At 43.2% G+C, this 21,868-nt stretch carries 18 protein-coding genes, 4 tRNA genes and 1 rRNA gene; 17 read left to right on the top strand and 6 right to left on the bottom strand.

Features of this window, described 5'->3' with window-relative positions; all coding sequences use genetic code 11:
• Positions 1-64: 64 nt before the first annotated feature.
• The 8 genes from CIK98_RS16705 (at position 65) to CIK98_RS16665 (ending at position 10,379) form a co-directional block, all read left to right on the top strand.
• On the top strand, positions 65-2,221 hold the full coding sequence (locus tag CIK98_RS16705; protein ID WP_094386275.1) for a translation factor GTPase family protein: 2,157 nt from the start codon (positions 65-67) through the stop codon (positions 2,219-2,221).
• 160 nt (positions 2,222-2,381) lie between these two features.
• Complete coding sequence (locus tag CIK98_RS16700; RefSeq protein WP_094386274.1) at positions 2,382-3,845, top strand: ComEC/Rec2 family competence protein; 1,464 nt, start codon at positions 2,382-2,384, stop codon at positions 3,843-3,845.
• A gap of 73 nt (positions 3,846-3,918) precedes the next feature.
• Entirely contained in the window at positions 3,919-5,484 is a 1,566-nt protein-coding gene (locus tag CIK98_RS16695; RefSeq protein WP_094386272.1) for a HAMP domain-containing sensor histidine kinase, read from the top strand.
• A 61-nt stretch (positions 5,485-5,545) separates the two neighbouring features.
• Positions 5,546-6,247 (top strand): response regulator transcription factor, encoded by a 702-nt coding sequence (locus tag CIK98_RS16690; RefSeq protein ID WP_094386270.1) that lies wholly within the window; start codon positions 5,546-5,548, stop codon positions 6,245-6,247.
• 291 nt (positions 6,248-6,538) lie between these two features.
• On the top strand, positions 6,539-6,883 hold the full coding sequence (gene rpsF / locus CIK98_RS16680; RefSeq protein ID WP_094386266.1) for a 30S ribosomal protein S6: 345 nt from the start codon (positions 6,539-6,541) through the stop codon (positions 6,881-6,883).
• Positions 6,884-7,153 (top strand): 30S ribosomal protein S18, encoded by a 270-nt coding sequence (rpsR, locus tag CIK98_RS16675; RefSeq protein WP_172410014.1) that lies wholly within the window; start codon positions 6,884-6,886, stop codon positions 7,151-7,153.
• Between the two features lie 20 nt (positions 7,154-7,173).
• Positions 7,174-7,698 (top strand): 50S ribosomal protein L9, encoded by a 525-nt coding sequence (rplI, locus tag CIK98_RS16670; protein ID WP_094386262.1) that lies wholly within the window; start codon positions 7,174-7,176, stop codon positions 7,696-7,698.
• Between the two features lie 170 nt (positions 7,699-7,868).
• Positions 7,869-10,379 carry a hypothetical protein gene (locus CIK98_RS16665; protein WP_094386260.1) on the top strand — a complete coding sequence of 837 codons (2,511 nt, stop codon included), beginning with the start codon at positions 7,869-7,871 and terminating at the stop codon, positions 10,377-10,379.
• A 47-nt stretch (positions 10,380-10,426) separates the two neighbouring features.
• Here CIK98_RS16665 and CIK98_RS16660 read toward each other — a convergent pair whose 3' ends face one another.
• The 3 genes from CIK98_RS16660 to CIK98_RS16650 form a co-directional block, all read right to left on the bottom strand.
• Complete coding sequence (locus CIK98_RS16660; protein ID WP_094386258.1) at positions 10,427-10,981, bottom strand: TlpA disulfide reductase family protein; 555 nt, start codon at positions 10,979-10,981, stop codon at positions 10,427-10,429.
• Between the two features lie 63 nt (positions 10,982-11,044).
• Entirely contained in the window at positions 11,045-11,983 is a 939-nt protein-coding gene (locus CIK98_RS16655) for a ribose-phosphate pyrophosphokinase (protein ID WP_094386256.1), read from the bottom strand.
• 30 nt (positions 11,984-12,013) lie between these two features.
• Positions 12,014-12,619 (bottom strand): thiamine phosphate pyrophosphorylase, encoded by a 606-nt coding sequence (locus CIK98_RS16650; protein ID WP_094386254.1) that lies wholly within the window; start codon positions 12,617-12,619, stop codon positions 12,014-12,016.
• Between the two features lie 144 nt (positions 12,620-12,763).
• Between CIK98_RS16650 and nspC the strand changes: the two genes are divergently transcribed.
• The 8 genes from nspC (at position 12,764) to gldE (ending at position 16,765) form a co-directional block, all read left to right on the top strand.
• A complete protein-coding gene (gene nspC / locus CIK98_RS16645; RefSeq protein WP_094386339.1) occupies positions 12,764-13,897 on the top strand; it encodes a carboxynorspermidine decarboxylase in 1,134 nt (377 codons plus the stop codon).
• Positions 13,898-14,010: 113 nt separating this feature from the next.
• Positions 14,011-14,083: transfer RNA gene (locus CIK98_RS16640), tRNA-Gly, on the top strand.
• A gap of 51 nt (positions 14,084-14,134) precedes the next feature.
• Positions 14,135-14,216, top strand: a tRNA-Leu gene (locus CIK98_RS16635).
• A gap of 17 nt (positions 14,217-14,233) precedes the next feature.
• Positions 14,234-14,317: transfer RNA gene (locus CIK98_RS16630), tRNA-Leu, on the top strand.
• Positions 14,318-14,346: 29 nt separating this feature from the next.
• Positions 14,347-14,419: transfer RNA gene (locus CIK98_RS16625), tRNA-Gly, on the top strand.
• A gap of 41 nt (positions 14,420-14,460) precedes the next feature.
• The gene (locus tag CIK98_RS16620) at positions 14,461-15,015 is read left to right on the top strand and encodes a hypothetical protein (protein ID WP_094386252.1); all 555 of its coding nucleotides are present in this window, start codon (positions 14,461-14,463) and stop codon (positions 15,013-15,015) included.
• A 12-nt stretch (positions 15,016-15,027) separates the two neighbouring features.
• Complete coding sequence (locus CIK98_RS16615; RefSeq protein WP_094386250.1) at positions 15,028-15,393, top strand: single-stranded DNA-binding protein; 366 nt, start codon at positions 15,028-15,030, stop codon at positions 15,391-15,393.
• A 40-nt stretch (positions 15,394-15,433) separates the two neighbouring features.
• Positions 15,434-16,765 (top strand): gliding motility-associated protein GldE, encoded by a 1,332-nt coding sequence (gldE, locus tag CIK98_RS16610; protein ID WP_094386248.1) that lies wholly within the window; start codon positions 15,434-15,436, stop codon positions 16,763-16,765.
• A gap of 80 nt (positions 16,766-16,845) precedes the next feature.
• Here gldE and glgP read toward each other — a convergent pair whose 3' ends face one another.
• Positions 16,846-19,416 carry an alpha-glucan family phosphorylase gene (gene glgP, locus CIK98_RS16605; protein ID WP_094386247.1) on the bottom strand — a complete coding sequence of 857 codons (2,571 nt, stop codon included), beginning with the start codon at positions 19,414-19,416 and terminating at the stop codon, positions 16,846-16,848.
• A gap of 12 nt (positions 19,417-19,428) precedes the next feature.
• A complete protein-coding gene (locus CIK98_RS16600; RefSeq protein ID WP_094386245.1) occupies positions 19,429-21,105 on the bottom strand; it encodes a glycosyltransferase in 1,677 nt (558 codons plus the stop codon).
• Positions 21,106-21,238: 133 nt separating this feature from the next.
• Here CIK98_RS16600 and CIK98_RS16595 point away from each other — a divergent pair, with 133 nt between their 5' ends.
• Entirely contained in the window at positions 21,239-21,664 is a 426-nt protein-coding gene (locus CIK98_RS16595; protein ID WP_094386243.1) for a hypothetical protein, read from the top strand.
• A 121-nt stretch (positions 21,665-21,785) separates the two neighbouring features.
• On the opposite strand, the gene rrf is transcribed toward CIK98_RS16595, so the two are convergent.
• Positions 21,786-21,868 (bottom strand): 5S ribosomal RNA (rrf, locus tag CIK98_RS16590); the annotation flags it as partial.

Below are 21,868 nucleotides of genomic sequence, written 5' to 3'. Positions count from 1 at the left end.
TTAGACCCCCGATAGCTAAAATCAATAGAACCTAATAATATTCACTTTAAAAAAAACAATCGATATGAAAGTATATCAGACAAGTGAAATCAAAAACATTGCACTGCTTGGCAGTGCGGGTAGCGGCAAGACTACTCTTGCCGAGTCAATGCTTTATGAAGCTGGAATTATCAAGCGCCGTGGCTCCATTGAAGCAAAAAACACAGTGAGTGACTATTTCCCCGTTGAGCAGGAATATGGCTACTCGGTTTTCTCTACAGTTTTCCATGTGGAATGGAACAACAAGAAGCTTAACATCATCGACTGCCCTGGATCTGACGACTTTGTGGGCGGTGCCATTACTGCACTTAACGTGACCGACCAGGCCGTGATACTTATCAACGGACAATACGGACCGGAAGTAGGCACGCAAAACAACTTCAGATATACCGAGAAGCTGAAAAAGCCGGTGATCTTCCTTGTTAACCAACTCGACAGCGACAAATGCGACTTCGACAGCATCATTTCAACCATGCAGGACATCTATGGTCCAAAGTGTGTACAGATACAATACCCAATATCCACCGGACCTGGCTTCAACTCTCTCATCGACGTGTTACTGATGAAGAAATACTCATGGAAACCAGAAGGAGGCGCTCCAATCATTGAAGATATTCCTGCAGAGGAAATGGACAAGGCTATGGAACTCCACAAGGCTCTCGTAGAGGCTGCGGCAGAAAACGACGAAAGCCTCATGGAAAAATTCTTCGAAGAGGAGGCTCTAACGGAAGACGAACTTCGTGAGGGTATCAGAAAAGGTCTCGTTACACGGAGCATCTTCCCGGTATTCTGTGTTTGCGCTGGTAAGGACATGGGCGTTCGCCGACTCATGGAATTCCTCGGTAACGTGGTGCCTTTTGTTAGCGAAATGCCTAAGGTGCACAACACAAGAGGTGAGGAAGTGCCTGCTGAAAGCGACGGACCTACATCTCTATACTTCTTCAAGACTGGAGTTGAGCCACACATCGGTGAAGTGTCTTACTTCAAGGTGATGAGCGGTAAGATAAAGGCTGGTGCTGACCTCGCTAATGCCGACAGAGGCTCAAAGGAAAGAATGGCGCAGATTTTCGCCTGTGCGGGAGCTAACCGCATTCCTGTTGACGAGCTTTGCGCTGGTGACATCGGATGTACGGTGAAGCTGAAAGACGTGAAAACAGGAAACGCTCTTAACGGAAAGGAATGCGACTACCGCTATGACTTCATAAAATATCCTAACTCCAAATACTCACGCGCAATAAAGGCTGTGAACGAACAAGAAATGGAGAAACTGATGGTGGCTCTCACCAAGATGCGCCAGGAAGACCCGACATGGGTTGTGGAGCAGTCGAAGGAACTGAGACAGACCATCGTTCACGGACAGGGTGAGTTCCACCTCCGCACACTGAAGTGGCGTCTGGAGAACAATGAGAAAATTCAGATTAAGTTTGAGGAACCGAAGATTCCTTATCGCGAGACCATCACAAAGGAGGCAAGGGCTGACTATCGACACAAGAAACAATCAGGTGGTGCTGGACAATTTGGCGAAGTACACCTTATTGTTGAACCTTACGCTGAAGGCATGCCTGACCCGACAGTGTTCAAGATTGGCGGACAGGAGTTCCGCATGAACATCAAGGGACGCGAGGAGATTGACCTGGAATGGGGCGGAAAGCTCGTGTTCATCAACTCTGTTGTGGGCGGAGCCATAGACACACGATTCATGCCTGCAATACTAAAGGGTATCATGGAGAGAATGGAACGCGGACCTCTCACAGGAAGCTATGCCCGTGACGTGAGAGTGATCGTTTACGACGGAAAAATGCACCCGGTAGACTCCAACGAACTCTCGTTCATGCTCGCTGCCCGCAATGCCTTTGCCGCTGCCTTCAAGGATGCAGGTCCAAAGATTCTCGAACCTATCTACGACCTTGAGGTATACGTTCCGGCAGACTTCATGGGCGACGTAATGAGCGACCTCCAGGGACGCCGTGCACTCATCATGGGTATGGACAGCGAGGCTGGATACCAGAAGCTACAAGCAAAGATTCCTCTGAAGGAACTTGCCAACTATAGCATCTCGCTCAGCTCCATCACTGGTGGCCGCGCTTCGTTCACCACCAAGTTCGCAAGCTACGAACTCGTTCCGAACGACATACAGCTGCAGCTCATCAAAGAACATGAAGCTGAAGACAAAGAAGATTAGAAAATGAAGAATGAAGAATGAAGAATGAAGAATAAGATAAACGCAGACATCATGCGCAGCCATTCTTCATTCTTCATTCTTCATTTAAAATATTCTTCATTCTTCACTCTTCATTTAAAAACATTCTTCACTCTTCATTCTTCATTCTTCATTTAATATTATGTTCCCAATAGTCTTTGCCTTGGGCATCTTCACAGCCTACAAGTGGATTCCCGCTGACATGTTTTGGCATATATTGGGAATAAACATAATCTCAATTGCCGTTGTGGCACTCGTGACACGAAAGATAAAATATACCACACAATACCTCAACCATACCACACTAATACCAGTCTTTCTCACTGCTACCAGCCTGACACTCGCCCAAAAAATCATTCACCAAAAAGAAATACCTGACTTTGCTGACACTTACGACATGGTTATTGCCTCAGAACCAAGCAACGGAAAAAACGGCACACACTATAACGCCATCATAACAGAAGGCAAGATGCAGAAAACCATGGTGCGACTCACCCTTTCACATAGTCTGAACGGAGCAGAAAACCTAAAGCCAGGCGACGGAATAAGGGTAATATCAAGACTTAAAACACAAGGCATCAACTTCATGGCATACGCAGGAAAAGGCAAGGCAGAAGGTATAAAACCAAACATAGAAAACATATCAACAATACAACAAATACATCTCGGAGCACTCGTAATACGCCACAAATTGCTAAACAGACTAAAACGCACAAACACAACAAACAACAGCCTCGCCATACTCTCTGCCATGACACTCGGAGAAAAAAGCGGAATCACCAACGACATTAGAGATATCTACTCCATATCAGGCACATCGCACATGCTTGCGCTCTCCGGAACACATCTGGCACTCATTTTCTACTTGCTCAGCATCTTCTCAAAAGGGAAAAACAAACGCTGGTATCACGTAAGCCTTGAGCTTTCTGTTCTATGGCTCTATATTATTATTGTAGGAATGCCGGCATCCGCCGTCAGAGCCGGCACCATGCTAAGCTTATACAGCATCACACACATAGCAGGACGAACTCATCTTCCACTTCACACGCTCGGTGTGGCAGCAACCATAATGATGACTTTTAATCCCTTCATACTTTTCGACATCGGTTTCCAGTTGTCGGTACTGGCAGTACTTGCCATCATCCTTTCAACAAACGTGCCTATAAAAAAAATAACAGTCAATACAATTAACCACTCGCGGATAATTGTATTTCTTGCAAGCCTTAAACAGCCATTGCTACGGTATCTGTATATCAACTTGTTCATATTCATGATTACATCACCATTGGTGGCATACTACTTCGGCCGAATGCCAGTCTACTTTCTCATTGCAAACGCCATAACCACACCCGCTGTGGCTGCCATAGTATATCTCGGACTTGCAACAATAATCTTGTCGCCATTACCCCTAATAGGAACCTTTGTCACTATGGCAACCAACCTTACAATAGACATACTCAATGAATTTCTATCATATCTTTCCTCACTGCCCTACTCTACCATAGAGGTCAGACACATGTCCATAATAGCCCTAATTCTAATTTACATAATAATAGCATCAATTCTTGGTTACATATTTTCAACTAAATCAAACAAATTGTGTTAATATACATAAATTTAACACATTAAATTAACAATATCTATTGTTCTGTTTAATAAAATGCATTACCTTTGCCAACATGAAAAAGTCAACGATTTGGACAATAGCAATCATAATGGGACTTTCGTTCGTAGTCCTTCTCTACCTTCAGCTGTCTTACATTGAAGAGATGGCGAAAATGAAGAAAGAGCAGTTCGACGAATCTGTAAACAGAAGTCTCTATCGAGCCTCGAGAAACCTCGAAGTCAATGAGACATTGCGCTATCTCGAGAAAGACGTAAACGAAACTGAAAGAAGAGCATTCCGGCACGACTCAGTGATGACCAGGTCTGGCAAGCTCAACGACGTGGTTCAACATACACACCAATATGCCGTTACCGGCAAGGACGGCACAGTATATTCCTCGTTTCAGCTAAAGACCATCACTACCAAGCCGTCTACCATACCCAAGGGTATCATACTGCGCTCCGACAAGAGCACACTGAGCGAAGCATCGAAGTCGCTGCAGGAAATAGTACGCAACAGGTATGTATACCAAAAGGCGCTGCTCGACGAAGTGGTCTACAGCATACTCTACCAAGCCAGCGAACGCCCGCTTAAGGAACGTATCAACTTCAAGCTTCTCGACCAGGACATAAGGGCGGAACTGCTCAACAACGGTATCAACATTCCCTACCACGTCACAGTGTCAACCGCCGACGGACGGGAAGTATACCGCTGCCCCGACTACACTGAGGAAGGCCTTGCCTACACATACTCACAAGTACTGTTCCGCAATGACCCTTCTTCAAAAATGGGAGTGGTGAGAATACACTTCCCCGACATCAACAGCTACATATTCTCAAGCATCAGGTTCATGATACCTTCCGTGGTGTTCACCATCGTACTGCTCATAACGTTCATCTTCACCATCGTAATCATATTCCGACAGAAACGATACACTGAGATAAAGAACGACTTCATCAACAATATGACCCACGAGCTGAAGACACCAATAGCAAGCATATCGCTGGCAGCGCAAATGCTTAACGACAAAAGCATAAACAAAAGCGAAGCCATGATGCAACATCTGGGAGGAGTGATTAACGACGAGTCAAAACGACTGAGATTCCTCGTTGAGAAAGTGCTACAGATGTCGATGTTCGATAGAAAGAAGGCCGTGTTCAAGAAAAAACGACTCGACCTGAATGAGATGGTAGAAAATGCCGCACACTCCTTCAGCCTGAGAGTAGAACACACCGGAGGAAAAATTTACACGGAGATAGAAGCCGTCGACTCTACAATTTACGTCGACGAGACACACTTCCAAAACGTGGTGTTCAATCTAATGGACAACGCGGTGAAATACCGCAAGCAGGAATCACCGCTTGACATCTATATCAAGACATGGAACGAAGGCAACAAACTCTTCTTGTCCATACGAGACACTGGCATGGGCATAAAGAAAGAAAACCTGAAGAAGATATTCGAGAAATTCTATCGTGTACACACAGGAAACCTACATGATGCCAAAGGCTTCGGCCTCGGACTGGCATACGTCAAGAAAATAGTAGACTTGCACAAAGGAGAAATACACGTAGAAAGCGAATACGGAAAAGGCACAAAGTTCACCATTTCGCTTCCTGCCATACAAAACGAAGAATAAGAAATAACATTCTCTCAAACCATTAAAGAAATAAAATATAAACTTTTAAAATATTATAATTATGGAAAACGAAAATTTGAAGATCCTTCTTTGCGAAGACGACGAAAACCTCGGAATGCTGCTCCGCGAATACCTTGCAGCCAAAGGCTTTAATGCAGAATTGTGTCCCGACGGAGAGGCTGGATATAAAGCGTTTCTGAAAACAAAGTTCGACATCTGCGTGCTCGACGTCATGATGCCAAAAAAAGATGGCTTCACTCTTGCACAGGAAATACGCGCCGCCAATGCGGACATACCCATCATCTTCCTCACAGCCAAAACACTCAAGGAAGACATCCTCGAAGGCTTCAAGATTGGTGCCGATGACTACATCACAAAACCATTCTCAATGGAAGAACTCGTATTCCGTATTGAAGCTATTCTAAGAAGAGTGAGAGGAAAGAAAAACAAGGAAAGCTCGGTCTACAGACTCGGACGCTTCGTGTTCGACACACAAAAGCAACTTCTCACCATCGGAGACAAGCAAACAAAGCTCACAACAAAGGAAAACGAGCTTCTCGCGCTTCTCTGCAGTCATGCCAACGACATCCTGCAGCGCGATTTCGCCCTGAAGACCATCTGGATAGATGACAACTATTTCAACGCACGCTCAATGGACGTTTACATCACAAAACTGCGCAAACATCTGAAAGACGACGACCAGATAGAGATTATCAACATCCATGGCAAGGGATACAAGCTCATAACCCCTGAAGAAGACTAATACTTGCTCTCCTTCTTATAACCATATACATGCGCAAACGCACCCCCAACAACAAGCACGAGGCCAACGAGTCTCGTGCTGTTGTTATCAGCCTTTTCAACCATAAGACTCAAAAAAAAGAGAAAAACTCCTATGGCAATCAAGCCAAACCCAATCTTTTTCATGCCAAATCTCATATTATAAGTTAATTTTGCCGCAAAAGTAACAAAAAAATTTGGTATGTTCAAAAAAAAGCAGTACCTTTGCACCCGCATTTTGCAAAATAACAATTAATTAACATTTTAAAGTAGTATGAATCAATACGAAACCGTTTTCATTTTAACTCCCGTTTTGTCTGATGAACAGATGAAGGAAACGGTCGCCAAATTCAAGAAACTGCTTACCGACAATGGAGCAGAAATACTGAACGAGGAGGCCTGGGGACTCAAGAAGATGGCTTACGCTATTCAGAAGAAATCTACAGGCTTCTACTGCCTGTTGGAGTTCAAAGCTGAGCCAACACTCGTTAATAAACTCGAAGTGAACTATCGTCGCGACGAGAAAGTAATCCGTTTCTTGACAGTCAAGCTCGACAAGTATGCCGCAGCTTACGCTATCAAGAGAAAGAACAAGTACGCTAACAAACAGGAGGCATAAATCATGGCACAAGAATCAGAAATCAGATATTTGACTCCACCTACCGTGGATACAAAGAAGAAGAAGTACTGCCGTTTCAAGAAAAGTGGCATAAAGTATATCGACTACAAGGATCCTGAATTCCTCAAGAAGTTCCTCAACGAGCAGGGAAAAATTCTTCCACGCCGTATCACTGGCACATCACTGAAGTACCAGCGCCGTGTGGCTCAGGCTATCAAGCGCGCTCGCCAGATTGCACTTCTTCCATACGTAACTGACTTGATGAAATAATAAAAAAGGAGGACAAACATATGGAAATCATACTGAAAGAAGATATTATCGGTCTGGGATTTAAAAACGATATCGTTAACGTAAAGTCTGGTTACGGACGCAACTACCTCATCCCACAGGGAAAGGGTGTAATAGCTTCTGAATCTGCAAAGAAAGTTCTCGCTGAGAACCTCCGCCAGCAGGCTCACAAGCTCGCTGCCATCAAAGATGCAGCACAGCAGAAGGCTGACGCTCTCGCTGGTGTTGCACTCACCATCTCTGCTAAGGTAAGCGCTACTGGAGTAACCTATGGTTCTGTAACCGCAGCTCACGTGGCTGAGGAGCTCAAGAAGCTCGGTCACGACATCGACCGCAAGATTATCATTATGCGCGACATTAAGAAGGTGGGCGATTATGTTGCCACCATTCAGTTCCACAAGGAAGTAACTGCTGAAATTCCTGTTACTGTGGTAGCTGAAAACGCTCCTGTAGTTGCCGCTCCTGTGGTTGAGGAGGAAGCTCCTGCCGCTGCTGTAGAAGAGCAGACAGAAGAGACCGCTGAATAATTTTGAAAATAGTCTATACAACTTTATTCATAATAAGAAATCCCAATAAAGAATTGGGATTTCTTATTTTTTTCACCCAAAACTCATCTTATATATATTTTTTTTGAAAAAAAGTTGGAGTTTATTATTTTTATTTCTAACTTTGTACTATATTTAAAAAAACAAATAATATGAAGACACTTAACTTATCAAAATTATTTCTTGCAAGTCAGATAGCACTTATCATGGCTTGCTCTGAGAACAACTCATCTGAACCTGTTAAAAATAATGGCAATGCCATTACCTTTGGTACACCTTATGTCAATAACAAAACTAAAAGCGCTACTGGAGACATAACTAATGTTGACGAACTTAAAAAACATTCCATAAAAGTATGGGGAGAAAAATACTCATCAACGCAATACGATGCCAATACTGCACAAAACATTTTTGAACAAAACAATTACACCTCCCTTACATGGAATGCCGATTACAATATCTGGAACTACAACAATTTGGTACTATGGGAAGATGATATGAATTATGACTTTGTGGGAATAGCTCCTGAAGAGGAAACTTTAAACGCCTCATACCAAGAAGGAAAAGTGACATTAACTGACATTCCTGTAGTACAAGAAATTGACAATGGTGACACCAAAAGCGGTATTGACTATCTGTTGTCTGAAACATTCAATTCAATGGCAAACAACAGCGGAATTCGTGGAAACGTAAACCTAAAAATGTATCACCTGTTGAGCAGACTGTCACTATATGTATGGAAAAAAAACGAAACCGAAAATAATGTAACACTGAAAAGCCTGAAAATCTATCTTCCAAAACAAACAGCAAAGGCTACATACGAAGAAGCGGACCATAGCGGACCAAACATGAACAACGACAAGTGGACATGGACTGGATTTGAAAATATCACAAACGCCACTAATGCTGAAATGCTGGCTGCCTCGTATGATGAATATGAGACTTGCAACACTGAAAAAAACATACCCACATGCTCATCTGAAGAATCTGCACAAACAAACGCAATGATTCTTGACAAGGAATTCTTCATTTCACCAAGTCCAAAAGACGAATCTTTTTATACATATATCAGCACTACATACGAAATAGAGGCGAATGGAGTAAAAAAGGAAATTACAAAATTCTCAAGACTCGTTGGCTTCGATAAAACCACACAAGGCTATAGACATAACATACTTATATGCCTCGACGACAATAATGTCACCTTTTCCATCGACACCATTGAGGGATGGCAAACAGGTAATGACAACAACGACAATGGAATAACAAACATGGCGGGACACAACTTCGGCTTTATGGCTAAACAAGAAGGATTTGACATCGCCGGTGTGCTGCAGCTGAACAGTACTGCCGATATGAATAATGCGACATTCAGCAACGCTACAATAAAAAATGCGGAAGGAACACAAACTACACACGCTGAAATATCTATTGAAGGATGGTATAGTTCTGCAGAATGCATAGGACAATCATACGGACTGCCTTCAGCCACTGCACGATTTGGAAAATTCACAGTCACTCCAGACCCGTCGTTCATGACCTCTAACGGTTTATATACACTCTCAATAACCGACCAAGACAACGACACCAATACCTCTAACCTAAATGTTGAGTATAGCGACATGGCATTCACTATAGAAACCACCGAAACAAATTCAACATTCACACTACCCTTCCCCACAGGCACGATATCAACCCCTATCGCCATAGTATGGGGAGACAATACCTCAAGCACAATATTAGACAATATTATTACAGCCACTGAACTACAACACACATATAGCTCTACAGGAGACTTTCAGATAAGAATAATATCTCTCGAAACTGATGCCTCAAAACAACAGATTCCGGAACTCAACTTCGGCAAATACCCTACCTTAACAGCTAATATAGAAGAGATTTCCTTTGATGAAAACGAAAACGGAAAGATGGTGAAAAGCATAGACACACCGCTACTGAACAATGGAAGCAACGACCTGTCGTCAGTATTCTACGGAACAAGCATTACAACTATACCAGCTGACGTTTTCAAACACTATGCCAACGCTACAAACCTTGACGCTACTTTTGCTAACTGCAACCAACTCACGACAGTGCCTTCCAGCTTATTTGAAGGCATGGGAAAGGTAGAATCATTATTTTCTACCTTCAGGCTTTGCACAAGCCTCACTGCCATTCCAAGCGGAATATTCGACGAGATGACAAAAGTAAAAAACATGCAGGCGATATTCAGAGATTGCTCAAGCCTTTCTTCACTTCCAGATGGCATATTCTCACGACAAAGTCTATGCACAAATTACATACAGCTTCTCACAAACTGCAAAAAAATGAAAGTCTCCAAAGACATCTTTATCGACGAAAGTGCTGGAATAACCAAAAGCAACAGGTTTTCACAAGCCGACAATGTTGTAAGATTTGACAATGTCTTTTGGTCGATAGGATCGGAACTAACTGAAGACTATGGCACCATGCCCGACTTATGGAACTACACCTTCCCATACAAATATGGCTATTACAGAAGCGCCACCGGTAGTCCGACAAGATACTTTATATCACCCAAAAATATTTTGAATTGGACAAACTATAGCGAAATACCATCGATATGGTACAAATATGAAGAAAGCGAGCTGCCTGAAAACTTTAAGATTGTGTCGACGGAGTAAAAAGAATAAAATGCTGTCAACGGTTTTTTAAGCCGTTGACAGCATTTTTATAAAAGCTCTTCAATTTTCCTTTCAAGCTCCTCACCCCTTAGACCTACTGCCAAGACGCGTGCATTGGAGTCTACTACAATCGTAAAAGGAATGGAACGTATGCCAAGAGACGATGAAATCTCATTGTTCCAACCATTCAGGTCTGATAACTGCAACCATTTCATGTCCATCGCCTGGACAGCTGTCATCCAGCTGTCGGCATCCTCATCGAGCGATATTCCAATGATTCCAAAACCTTTGTCCTTGTACCTTTCATATATTCTTGCCACATTTGGCATTTCGGCACGGCAAGGACCACACCAGCTGGCCCAGAAATCAATGAGCGTAACCTTGTTGTCGGATATAGCCTTATGAAGATTGACAGGCTGGCCACTGATATCGTTCTGCGTGAAATTCGGAAGAGTCACACTATTGGAATTGCGCTCTTCACGTTGCTCCACTATGTCTGACTGTGATATTACGTTGCGTTTATCCCTTTTAGAAGAATTAGACCCGCAGGCAATGACCATAATGGCCACTGCTGCGAGTCCAATAATATTCCTTGTTTTCAAATCTTTAATTATTTTTTATTCTCAAATGTAAAGAACACTCTATGGTATAAAAAGCCGGCAGAGCTAAACGAGATATTGACTGCTTATACTCTCATTGTTGATCACTCGCTTTATGGTCTCGGCAAACATATCTGCCACCGACAGTTGCTTTACCTTAGCACAACGGTTGGAATAAGGGATAGAGTCGGTGAACACAATCTCTTCCAACGCAGAGTTCTGCACTCGCTCGCTTGCAGGACCACTCATAACACAATGAGATGCACATGCCCTCACTGTCTTCGCGCCAGCTGCCTTCATAATGTCAGCCGCCTTCGTGATTGTTCCTGCAGTGTCGACCATATCGTCTACAATAACAACATTCTTTCCCACTACGTCGCCAATAATCTGCATGCTGTCCACCACATTGGCACGCGACCTTGTCTTGTTGCATAAAACAAGAGGGCAACCTAAGTATTTGGCATAGGTATTGGCACGTTTTGAACCACCGACATCAGGCGAGGCAATCACAAGTTCTTCAAGTTTCAGACTCTGAAGATATGGAAGAATTACTCCTGAAGCATATAAATGGTCTACAGGAACATCAAAGAATCCCTGAATCTGATCGGCGTGTAAATCCATGGTTATTAGACGGTCGATGCCAGCAACGCTCAACAGGTCTGCCACAAGCTTTGCACCAATGCTTACCCTTGGCTTATCCTTCCTGTCTTGTCTTGCCCAGCCAAAATAGGGGATGACTGCATTAATGGTTCTGGCCGACGCTCTCTTGGCAGCATCTATCATCAGAAGCAACTCCATGAGATTGTCGGAGTTGGGGAAGGTGCTCTGAACTAAAAAGACGTCACGCCCCCTTATCGACTCCTCGTAAGACACTGCAAACTCGCCGTCGGAAAATTTTGTGATTTGAAGCTGCCCTAAAGGACAACCAAGACTGTGGCAGATTTTTTCTGCCAGGTATCTCGTATTGGTACCCGAGAATACCATGTAAGAGTTTTGTTCGCTCATCTTTATGTTTTGATAGTTTATATTGTCTGTCTATGCCTTCACTGCTTTTGCCAGTCTTTCGTAATGGGATATCAGCTCCTTGTAGTCTATTTGGTGATGGATGTCAAACTTGTCCCATAGGTCGTCGTCGACCACCACGCCGCCAAATCCCAGTTCTCTGGCCAACTTGATATTCTCAAGATTTACGCCACCAAAAGCGTATGTCTTCTTGTCAATCATTCCATTGTCTGAAGCCTGCTGAAGCCTGTCGGTAATGAAAGACCCTCCATCGGGAGTAAGTGCTGAGAATGTGTCTTTCAAGAAGATATAATCGCAGCGCTTCTTCACTTCCTTGGTTATGTCTTCCAGTCCAAGTGTCCGACTTATCTTTCCCTTGAATTTTTCAGGCACTGGTTGCGAGACATCATCGAGATGTATACCCCGAAGACCATATTCCTCCTTCAGGTAAAAATGCTCATGCACCATGACTTTCTCATAACAGTCGTCCGGCAACAACGTGAGCAGCCTCTCCGAATACATCGGAAGGGCTCTTGGCTTGTAAAGATGAAGGATGTCCATGCCCACATCAAACAATGCCGATATTATCTTGTCTTCCTCCACAAAAAATGTGGATTTTGTCATTATTATCAGTTTCATCGTGCCAATATCTGGATTTCATCGTGCAAATGTAGTAATTTTATGTGAAAAGAACAATCTTAAATGGAAAAAGTTTGCCATAACATAGAAAAAATTGTAATTTTGTAGCCAAAAATGGAAAAATAAACAATAAAAACAATGCAAATGGAAACACCTATATATATAATAGAGGAGAAACTGTTCCGAAAGAATCTCTCACTGATAGCCAGCGTCGCGAAAAGGGCCGACGTGGAGATTATTATGGCTTTTAAGGCATTTGCTCTTTGGAAAACGTTCCCCATAGTGCGCGAATACATCAACTCGACCACAGCCAGTTCACTTAACGAAGCCCGACTGGCGTTTGAGGAATTTAAATCTCCATCACACACATATTCTCCCGCATACAAGAGAGACGAAATTTCCGACATAGCGCGCATGTCGAGCCATCTGACATTTAACTCTCTAACACAGTATCGCGATATGGCGCCACTGGCATTGGAAGCGAACCCTGACATTTCTTTGGGATTGCGCATCAACCCCGAATACTCGGAAGTGGGCACAGCCCTTTACAACCCTTGCGCTCCCGGAACAAGATTTGGAATCACACATGACAAACTTCCAGAAAAACTACCTTCACATATTGAGGGGTTCCACTGTCACTGCCACTGCGAAAGCGGTGCAGACGTGTTTGAACGCTCGCTCGAACATATAGAAAAACTGTTCTCTCCTTGGTTCGGACAAATAAAATGGATAAACTTTGGCGGCGGACACCTAATGACCAGAAAGGACTACGACGTGGAACTGCTCATACGACTCATGCAAGACTTCCATGCCAAATACCCACACCTGAAGGTTATACTGGAACCTGGCAGTGCCTTCGCTTGGCAAACAGGAACGCTCGTAGCCTCTGTTATTGATATTGTGACCGACCACGACATAAAGACAGCCATACTCGACGTTAGCTTTACTTGCCACATGCCCGACTGCCTCGAAATGCCATATCATCCAGAGGTAAGAGGAGCTGAAATAGTGGAATTGCAACGTGCCAACGAGCCTTGCTGCTACAGATTAGGAGGCAACAGTTGCCTTTCGGGCGACTTTATGGGCAGTTGGAAGTTTAAAAAAGAGTTAAAAGCAGGGGATATCGTGATTTTTGAGGATATGATTCACTATACGACCGTAAAAACCACAATGTTTAACGGAATCACTCATCCATCAATCGGAATACTGAAAAATGACGGAAAATTGGAAATTTTACGCCGTTTTTCATATGAAAACTACAAAAATCGCATGAATTAGCACTTTTTTCTAAAAAAAATGCTGAAAAATTTTGGTGGTTAAAAAAAAAGTCGTACCTTTGCACCCGCAATCAAGAGAGATGCACCTTGAAACAAATAACAAGGTTACAAAAAGCGGAAATAGCTCAGTTGGTAGAGCACAACCTTGCCAAGGTTGGGGTCGCGGGTCCGAGTCCCGTTTTCCGCTCGATATTACTGAACAAAATGATGATTAAGAGTGGTCTTAATTATTATTTTTGCCCAGGTGGCGGAATTGGTAGACGCGCACGTTTCAGGTGCGTGTGCCGAGAGGCGTGCAGGTTCGAGTCCTGTTCTGGGCACGATTTTTTTCTATGTCGGAGAGGTGGCGGAATTGGTAGACGCGCTACTTTGAGGGGGTAGTGTCAATTGCGACGTGGGAGTTCGAGTCTCCTCCTCTTCACATAGTATTGTTGGTGTAGAAATACACATGCGGAAATAGCTCAGTTGGTAGAGCACAACCTTGCCAAGGTTGGGGTCGCGGGTCCGAGTCCCGTTTTCCGCTCTTTTTCCCTCATTATTATTTTTTCGGAAAATTAATTATCAATGAACTTATATTTACGATATTTTGATAGAGAAATTCTCGTCAAGTCTGTCGACGAGGCTATAGCTTTCTTAGCCAGTATTGATGATATTGGCATGCACCCACAGTTGGAACGAGACATCCGCGAATATGCAAAGAGTGACATCTTCTATCCTAAGAGATATAAAATACGACCAAGGGTCTATTTCATTGTCATAAAGACTGAAGCTGCCACAATGCAGGACTTCAAGGACAAAAAAGCCGTTCATAGCACTCCTGCCAACCATCGCGAAAGAGGTGCAGCTCCTCTTGTTGCACAACTTAACGTGACAAGACCTGGATGGTATGAAGGGGTTCTGAACTTCAAAAGGGTTGCCCTCATTCCTGGTACAGGCAAGTTTAGATATTGCGATACAAAATTTGTGGCGCAATGTAAGGCTAATTCCGGTATCGACTGCTATAACAGAATTATCGACCACCTGAGCCATAGGGTCGACAGCCGCAGCCAATTCCCTTCTGCAAAAGGAAAGAACTTCAATTTCAGATTCCTTGGAAAATGGGCTGATATCGTACAGTAATATCCAGTTTCAATGAACAAGGTTATGCTCATAGGTAATGTAGGCCAAGAGCCAGAGATACGCTACGTCGACAATGATGTCGCCGTAGCGCGTATTTCTATTGCAACTACCGAAAAGGGGTATACTTTACAAAATGGGACACAGGTGCCTGACAGAACAGACTGGCATACAGTGATTCTATGGCGACGTTTGGCCAAAATTGTTGAGGAATATGTACATAAAGGTGACAAACTATATATTGAAGGCCGACTTAGGTATGTCACCTTTAACGACAAACAAGGCATAAAACGTACAGCTACCGAGATATGGGCAGAGAACATGGAAATGCTTACTCCAAGACGACAACAAGCCCATGATACCAATACCCCACAATTATGAGCGGTCATATTCTCTATTTTTTATTTGTTTAGCCTAACAGATGTACACCCCACTTTTGATAACATCGTTTCAGCAAGCCCTTGACCAGGTTCAATTCATAACTCCCACAGCAGGAGTGTGTATTGCGGCGGCATTGGCTTGTATTTTGCTTGTTCTCTCCGGATTCGCATCCGGATCTGAAATTGCCTTTTTCTCACTTTCTCCTTCAGACATCAACGAGCTTGAGGACTCAAGACAGGAACCCGACCACAGGATTCTCTCACTTAGGGAGGATTCAGAACGCACGCTTGCCACGATACTCATAACCAACAATCTGGTAAACGTAACCATCATCATGCTGTGCAATTATGTGTTTGCCCATCTTGTAGATTTCGGACAAGCCTACTGGTTGCAGTTTGCATGTATCACCGTCTTGCTGACATTCATTCTGCTTCTTTTTGGCGAGATAATGCCAAAAGTGTATTCCGGACAACAACCATTATCTTTCTGCAGAAAAGCTGTGAATGGTATATACCTGTGCCGACGACTGTTTTATCCCTTTGCATCAATACTGCTCAGATCTGGCATACTGGCATCGAAAGTAGTGCAGAAAGAAAGTAAAATGCTTACTGCCGACGACCTTGAACAGGCATTGGAACTTACTGACAATGAAGAGATACGCGAAGAAAAAAATATCCTTGAAGGTATAGTGCGTTTTGGAGATGAGACTGCCAAAGAAATTATGACCAGCAGACAAGATATTGTTCATCTTGACATGACGGCCTCTTATCCTGAAGTGCTGAAATGTATTGTCGACAACAACTACTCCCGCATACCAGTATACCAAGGCAATATCGACAACATACGAGGCATATTGTATATCAAGGATTTACTGCCTCACCTTGGCAAGCAATCTACATTCAGATGGCAGTCGCTAATACGTCCACCTTACTTTGTGCCGGAAACAAAGAAAATCGATGACCTGTTGAGGGAATTCCAAGACAACAAGGTTCATATTGCAATTGTAGTCGACGAATTTGGCGGCACAAGCGGAATAGTTACACTTGAAGACATTCTGGAAGAAATCGTGGGTGAGATAAACGATGAATATGACGACGAAGAACGAAGTTTTCAGCGTATTAATGCTACCACATTCATATTTGAAGGCAAAACACTATTAAGCGACTTCCATAAGGTGATGCACGACTCCGACGATCTCTTTGCCGACGTTGAAGGCGATGCAGACACCATTGCAGGCCTCCTTCTCGAGCTGAAAGGCGATTTTCCTCATGTCGGCGAAACCATTAGCTTTCCTCCCTATACCTTTACCGTAATGGAAATGGAAGAACGAAGGATATCAAAAGTAAAGGTTGTTGTTACAAGCAATAATTAATCATTTATCAATAACTCAAAAAAGCCCGGCACTCTCACAATGGAGAAGCCGGGCTTTTCTAATTATGCTTATCAAAGAGATTATGCATTTGGAAGTGCAAGCCACTTGACATAGCAGAAGTCCTGACGGTGAGGCAGGCTGCTGTTCTTTGGATACATACGCACAGCACTCTTTACAAAACCTGCAACATCTGGAGTCACCTTACCCTCGAAGATGTAGTTGTTGCCTTCCTGGCCTACAACCTCCAAAGGACGAATATTGAAGATGCGCTCCTCACCATTCTTGTCTACGCGAACGCTCACTACCTCAAGGCCAACAGCATCGGAGAGACCCTGCTCGTTAATGACATAGCGTATGGTATAGGTTTCGCCAGTCTGTGCGCCTGTAGCAGGAACATCCCATGACGACGATACCACACTGATAGCATCCCAACGCTCTGCCACAGTCTCCTTCCAGTGGGCTATTTCCTTGGCAAGTTTGTTGTTGTCAGCTGAAAGCTCCTTGTAACGTGCTGCCTCCTTGTTGTAGAACTTGTCATAGTAGTCGTCAAGCTGACGCTTCATTGTATAGTGAGGTGCAATCTGAGCGATAGAGTTCTTAATTACCTTTATCCAACCTTTGCTATAGCCTTCCTTGTTGGTGTCGTAGTAGAGTGGCACAATCTCGTTTTCAAGCAAACCATAGATTGTAGCTGCATCGAGCTGATCCTGATAGCCCTGGTTCTGGTAAGTACGCTTCTCAGTAAGAGCCCAACCAGCACCCTCACGATATCCCTCAAGCCACCAGCCATCGAGCACAGAGAGGTTTACAACACCATTCATCTCTGCCTTCTCTCCAGAAGTACCAGAAGCCTCAAGCGGACGGGTTGGAGTGTTCATCCATATATCAACACCAGACACAAGACGGCGAGCAAGCATAAAGTCATAGTCTTCAAGGAAGATTATCTTTCCAAGGAACTCAGGACGCTGGCTTATCTCATATATTTTCTTTATCAAACCCTGACCTGCACCATCAGCTGGATGAGCCTTACCGGCAAAGAGGAACTTTACAGGATGCTCAGGATTGTTCACAATCTTTGAAAGGCGATCAAGGTCGGTAAACAAAAGGTGAGCACGCTTGTATGTAGCAAAACGACGGCAGAAACCGATAAACAATGCGTCAGGAGTGATGCTCTCAAGAAGAGAAACAACACGTGAAGGATCTCCTTGATTCTTAAGCCAAGTCTCACGGAACTGCTCACGTATATAGTCTACAAGCTTCTTCTTCAAAGTCATGCGTGTCTCCCATATCTCGCTATCCTCAACATTGTAGATAGCCTCCCATATCTTCTGGTTGCTCTGGTCAGACATAAACTTCTTGTCGAAGTGCTTTCCATACACATTCTTCCACTCAGTAGCAGCCCATGTTGGGAAGTGAACACCATTGGTAACATATCCTACATGATTTTCCTCAGGGAAATATCCGTTCCAAATAGAAGAGAACATCTTCTGGCTCACCCAGCCATGCAGCTTACTAACGCCGTTTACTTCCTGACATGTATTGCATGCGAATGTAGACATACAGAATTTCTCGGAATGATCATTAGGATTTGTACGGCCCATACCAATGAACTCATCCCAAGAAATACCAAGCTTTGCAGGATATCCACCCATATACTTACCGAACAAGCCTTCATCAAAATAGTCATGACCTGCTGGCACCGGAGTATGTACAGTATAGAGAGAAGATGCACGAACAAGCTCCATGGCCTCGTTGAATGAAAGGCCGCTCTCGATAAAGTCGCAAAGACGCTGCAGGTTGCAAAGAGCAGCGTGACCTTCATTACAGTGGTACACATCTTTCTTTATGCCGAGCTTCTTGAGAAGAAGCATACCGCCGATACCGAGAAGTATTTCCTGCTTCAGACGATTCTCCCAGTCACCACCATAAAGAGAGTGAGTGATAGGTTTGTCAAATTCTGAGTTCATTTCATTGTCGGTATCAAGTAGATAAAGCTTGACACGACCTACATTTGCCACCCATACAGAAGCATGTACCTGATAGTTTGTGTAAGGCACATCAACTACCATTGGATTACCATTATTGTCATACACACGCTCTACAGGAATAGAGTTGAAATTCTGTGCCTCATACTTAGCAATCTGCTGACCTTCCATGCTAAGAGTCTGAGTAAAATATCCGAAACGATAAAGGAAACCTACAGCACACATGTCGACATTACTGTCTGAAGCCTCTTTTACATAGTCGCCCGCAAGCATACCAAGACCTCCCGAATAAATCTTCAATGCCGAGTGGATACCATATTCCATACAAAAATAAGCCACCGACGGACGGGTAGAATCAGGCTTTACATCCATGTATGCACGGAACTGCTCGTAAAGCGCCTTGATACGCTTCATAAGAGCCTTGTCTTTCACGATTTCTTCCTTACGCTCATAGCTGAGACGCTCCAAAAGCAATACGGGATTGTGCTTTACCTCTGAATACAGTTTAGAATCAAGGTCACGGAACAAGTCTCTTGCCTCGAAATTCCATACCCACCACAAGTTGTGAGCAAGCTCATCCAGGCACTTCAGCTCTTCTGGAAGACTAGACTTCACGACCAGTTGTCTCCACTGTGGTTCGTTTACATAATCTGCTTTAATTTTCATAATCTCTCAAAATTATTTTAACTTAAGTTGTTGTTTTCTTTCATTTGCCTTACGCAAGGCTATATCATAAGCTTCATGATAGTATTTTATAAACTCGTTCCACAAAGCCTTCTTTGCCAATTGACCTGCCTTTTTGCGGCATTCTTCTATCTGTTTCTTAGTGTATGCAGAGTATTGGGCTACTGTATCTTTAATTACGTCAGCCACCTCTGAATAGTTATAGTCTGTTCGGTGAATTACCTTTACTCCATCGGTAATTTCACCATATCGGCCCACTTCACTGTTCACCCACTGTCCAAAACCAGCCAAGTCTGTGGTTATACATGGCACATTGAATGCTATGGCCTCAAGCGGAGTGTAACCCCATGGCTCATAATATGACGGATAGATACACAAGTCGTTGCCGAGCACTATATCATAGTATGTCATGTTTAGTATTCCATCTTTTCCGTCAAGATAGCAAGGCAGGAATATCACTTTCACCATCTCATCCTTCCTGTTGTGCATATCATAGTACTTCATCATACCAAGCACATTGTCATGACTCATCTCATGTAGCCAATGAGTGACCTGAGGTACCTCAAGAGGTGTGTCGAATGTCTTTCCACTTTCAAGGCGCTCTTTCAAGTCTTGACGCGGCTCGCCTACCCATCCTGGCACTTCTATGAATGCCAACACCTTTTTCTTCAGGTCCTTGTCTCTGAGTAGTCGATTCATCGACTCTATATATACGTCTACTCCTTTATTACGGAACTCATATCTTCCACTGGTCGAGACAATCAGAGTATCGTCGTCAAGTGTTTCTCCAAGCAATGCGTTGGCCACCTGAAGCAGTTTTTTTCTCGCCAGCTTTCTTTTTCTGGTGAATGCAGCTGCCGAGCCAGGAACAAATCCATCCTCAAAGCCATTTGGCAAAACACAGTCTACTGGTTTGTCAAGAAGCTCTACACACTCTTTTGCTGTTATCTCACTCACGGTTGTGAAACAATCTACGTGCAAAGCAGTTTGTTTCTCTATCGAATGCTTGCTTTGCATATTCAATTCCATTGCCATTTGATCGCCGTTGTATGCAAACAAGTAGTCATACAATGGTTTCATATTTCCGGCAATGCTTCTGCCAATGCTTGTTGCATGTGTTGTAAATATGGTGGCAATCTGCGGAAGCCTATTATTAATATACAATGCGCCCAGACCGGTCATCCACTCATTAGCATGATACACAACGTTATCATCGACAGAGAGATAAAAATTATAATAGCTTTCAACAACCAACCCGGCAGCGTATGAAAACATCGACGCTTCATCATAATCGCCGTAAGCATGCAAACTATCAACCTGATAGTTTTCCCACAGCCACCCGTAAATATCATTTTTCTTTTCAAAATAAGGCAAAAAGTCTACCAAGACAGCAATTGGGCTACCTGGAACATCCCATCGCCCCACCCTGATATTGAGTTTTTCAGCCTTAGCTACCTTTACCCAATCTGCAAACAAGGCCTTGTCCTCAACGAAATAGGGACATTTATTATCTCGCCACACATCTGGACCAATAAATATAATATGGTCTTTCATTTCTGACTGAAGCGTGTTGGCTCTTGTAGACAAAACAGTGTATATTCCACCAACCTTATTACATACTTCCCAACTCGATTCAAAAATATAGTCGGGATTTATCATATCTTTTTTCATATTATAAGTCCTTAACGGCACAAAGGTAGTTAAAAAAAATAATATTTCAAATTATTTAGCATATAATTTTCAAAAAATCTGTATTTTAATGACATAAAATTGGTATCTTTGCTCAAAAAAAGACGCACAAGACATGAAAAAGCTTTTTTCTTTGATTTGTATTTGTACTTTGTTTTCATTAGTTGCGAAGTCGCAAGAGAATAATTACATGTTTAAAGGCTATTTTTTCAATAGCGAATATAACGTTTATCTGAAAATTGACCTTCATGGTGATGGCATAATTGTTCCTGACCATGATCTGTTTGGCCCGTTACCTGGATATTTAGGCAAAATGAACAATAGCTTCTTTTGGCTTATTACGTCGAAAAACATAAAAAACAAGAAATTTGCCAATATTGAACTCATTAACGACTATGGCAGTGAAGACCTTTCCGCGTCTTTGTCGTTAAAAAACGACAGTACCTTGGTGTTGAAACAACTTAAAGGTAGTGAAATCAAGGTGCCGAACAAAGGTAAATGGCAAAAACTTCCTGCCGAACTAGTTTTCAAAAGAAAATAATCTTTCTTTTCCATTGGTTGCTGACACATGACTGTTCATGGTATATCTTTAAGTCAATAAGCAAGTATTATAGAATAAAAAAGTCCCGGGAATATTGCTATCCTCGGGACTGTTGTTAAAAAGAAGGCGGCCTCCTACTCTCCCACATTGCATTGCAGTACCATCGGCGCAAGCGGGCTTAACTTCTCTGTTCGGAAGGGGAAG

The sequence above is a fragment of the Prevotella sp. P2-180 genome (assembly GCF_002251435.1).
GTDB lineage: Bacteria > Bacteroidota > Bacteroidia > Bacteroidales > Bacteroidaceae > Prevotella.
Note: the sequence above shows the minus strand (reverse complement) of the source record. Positions and strands in the feature narration are given on the sequence as shown.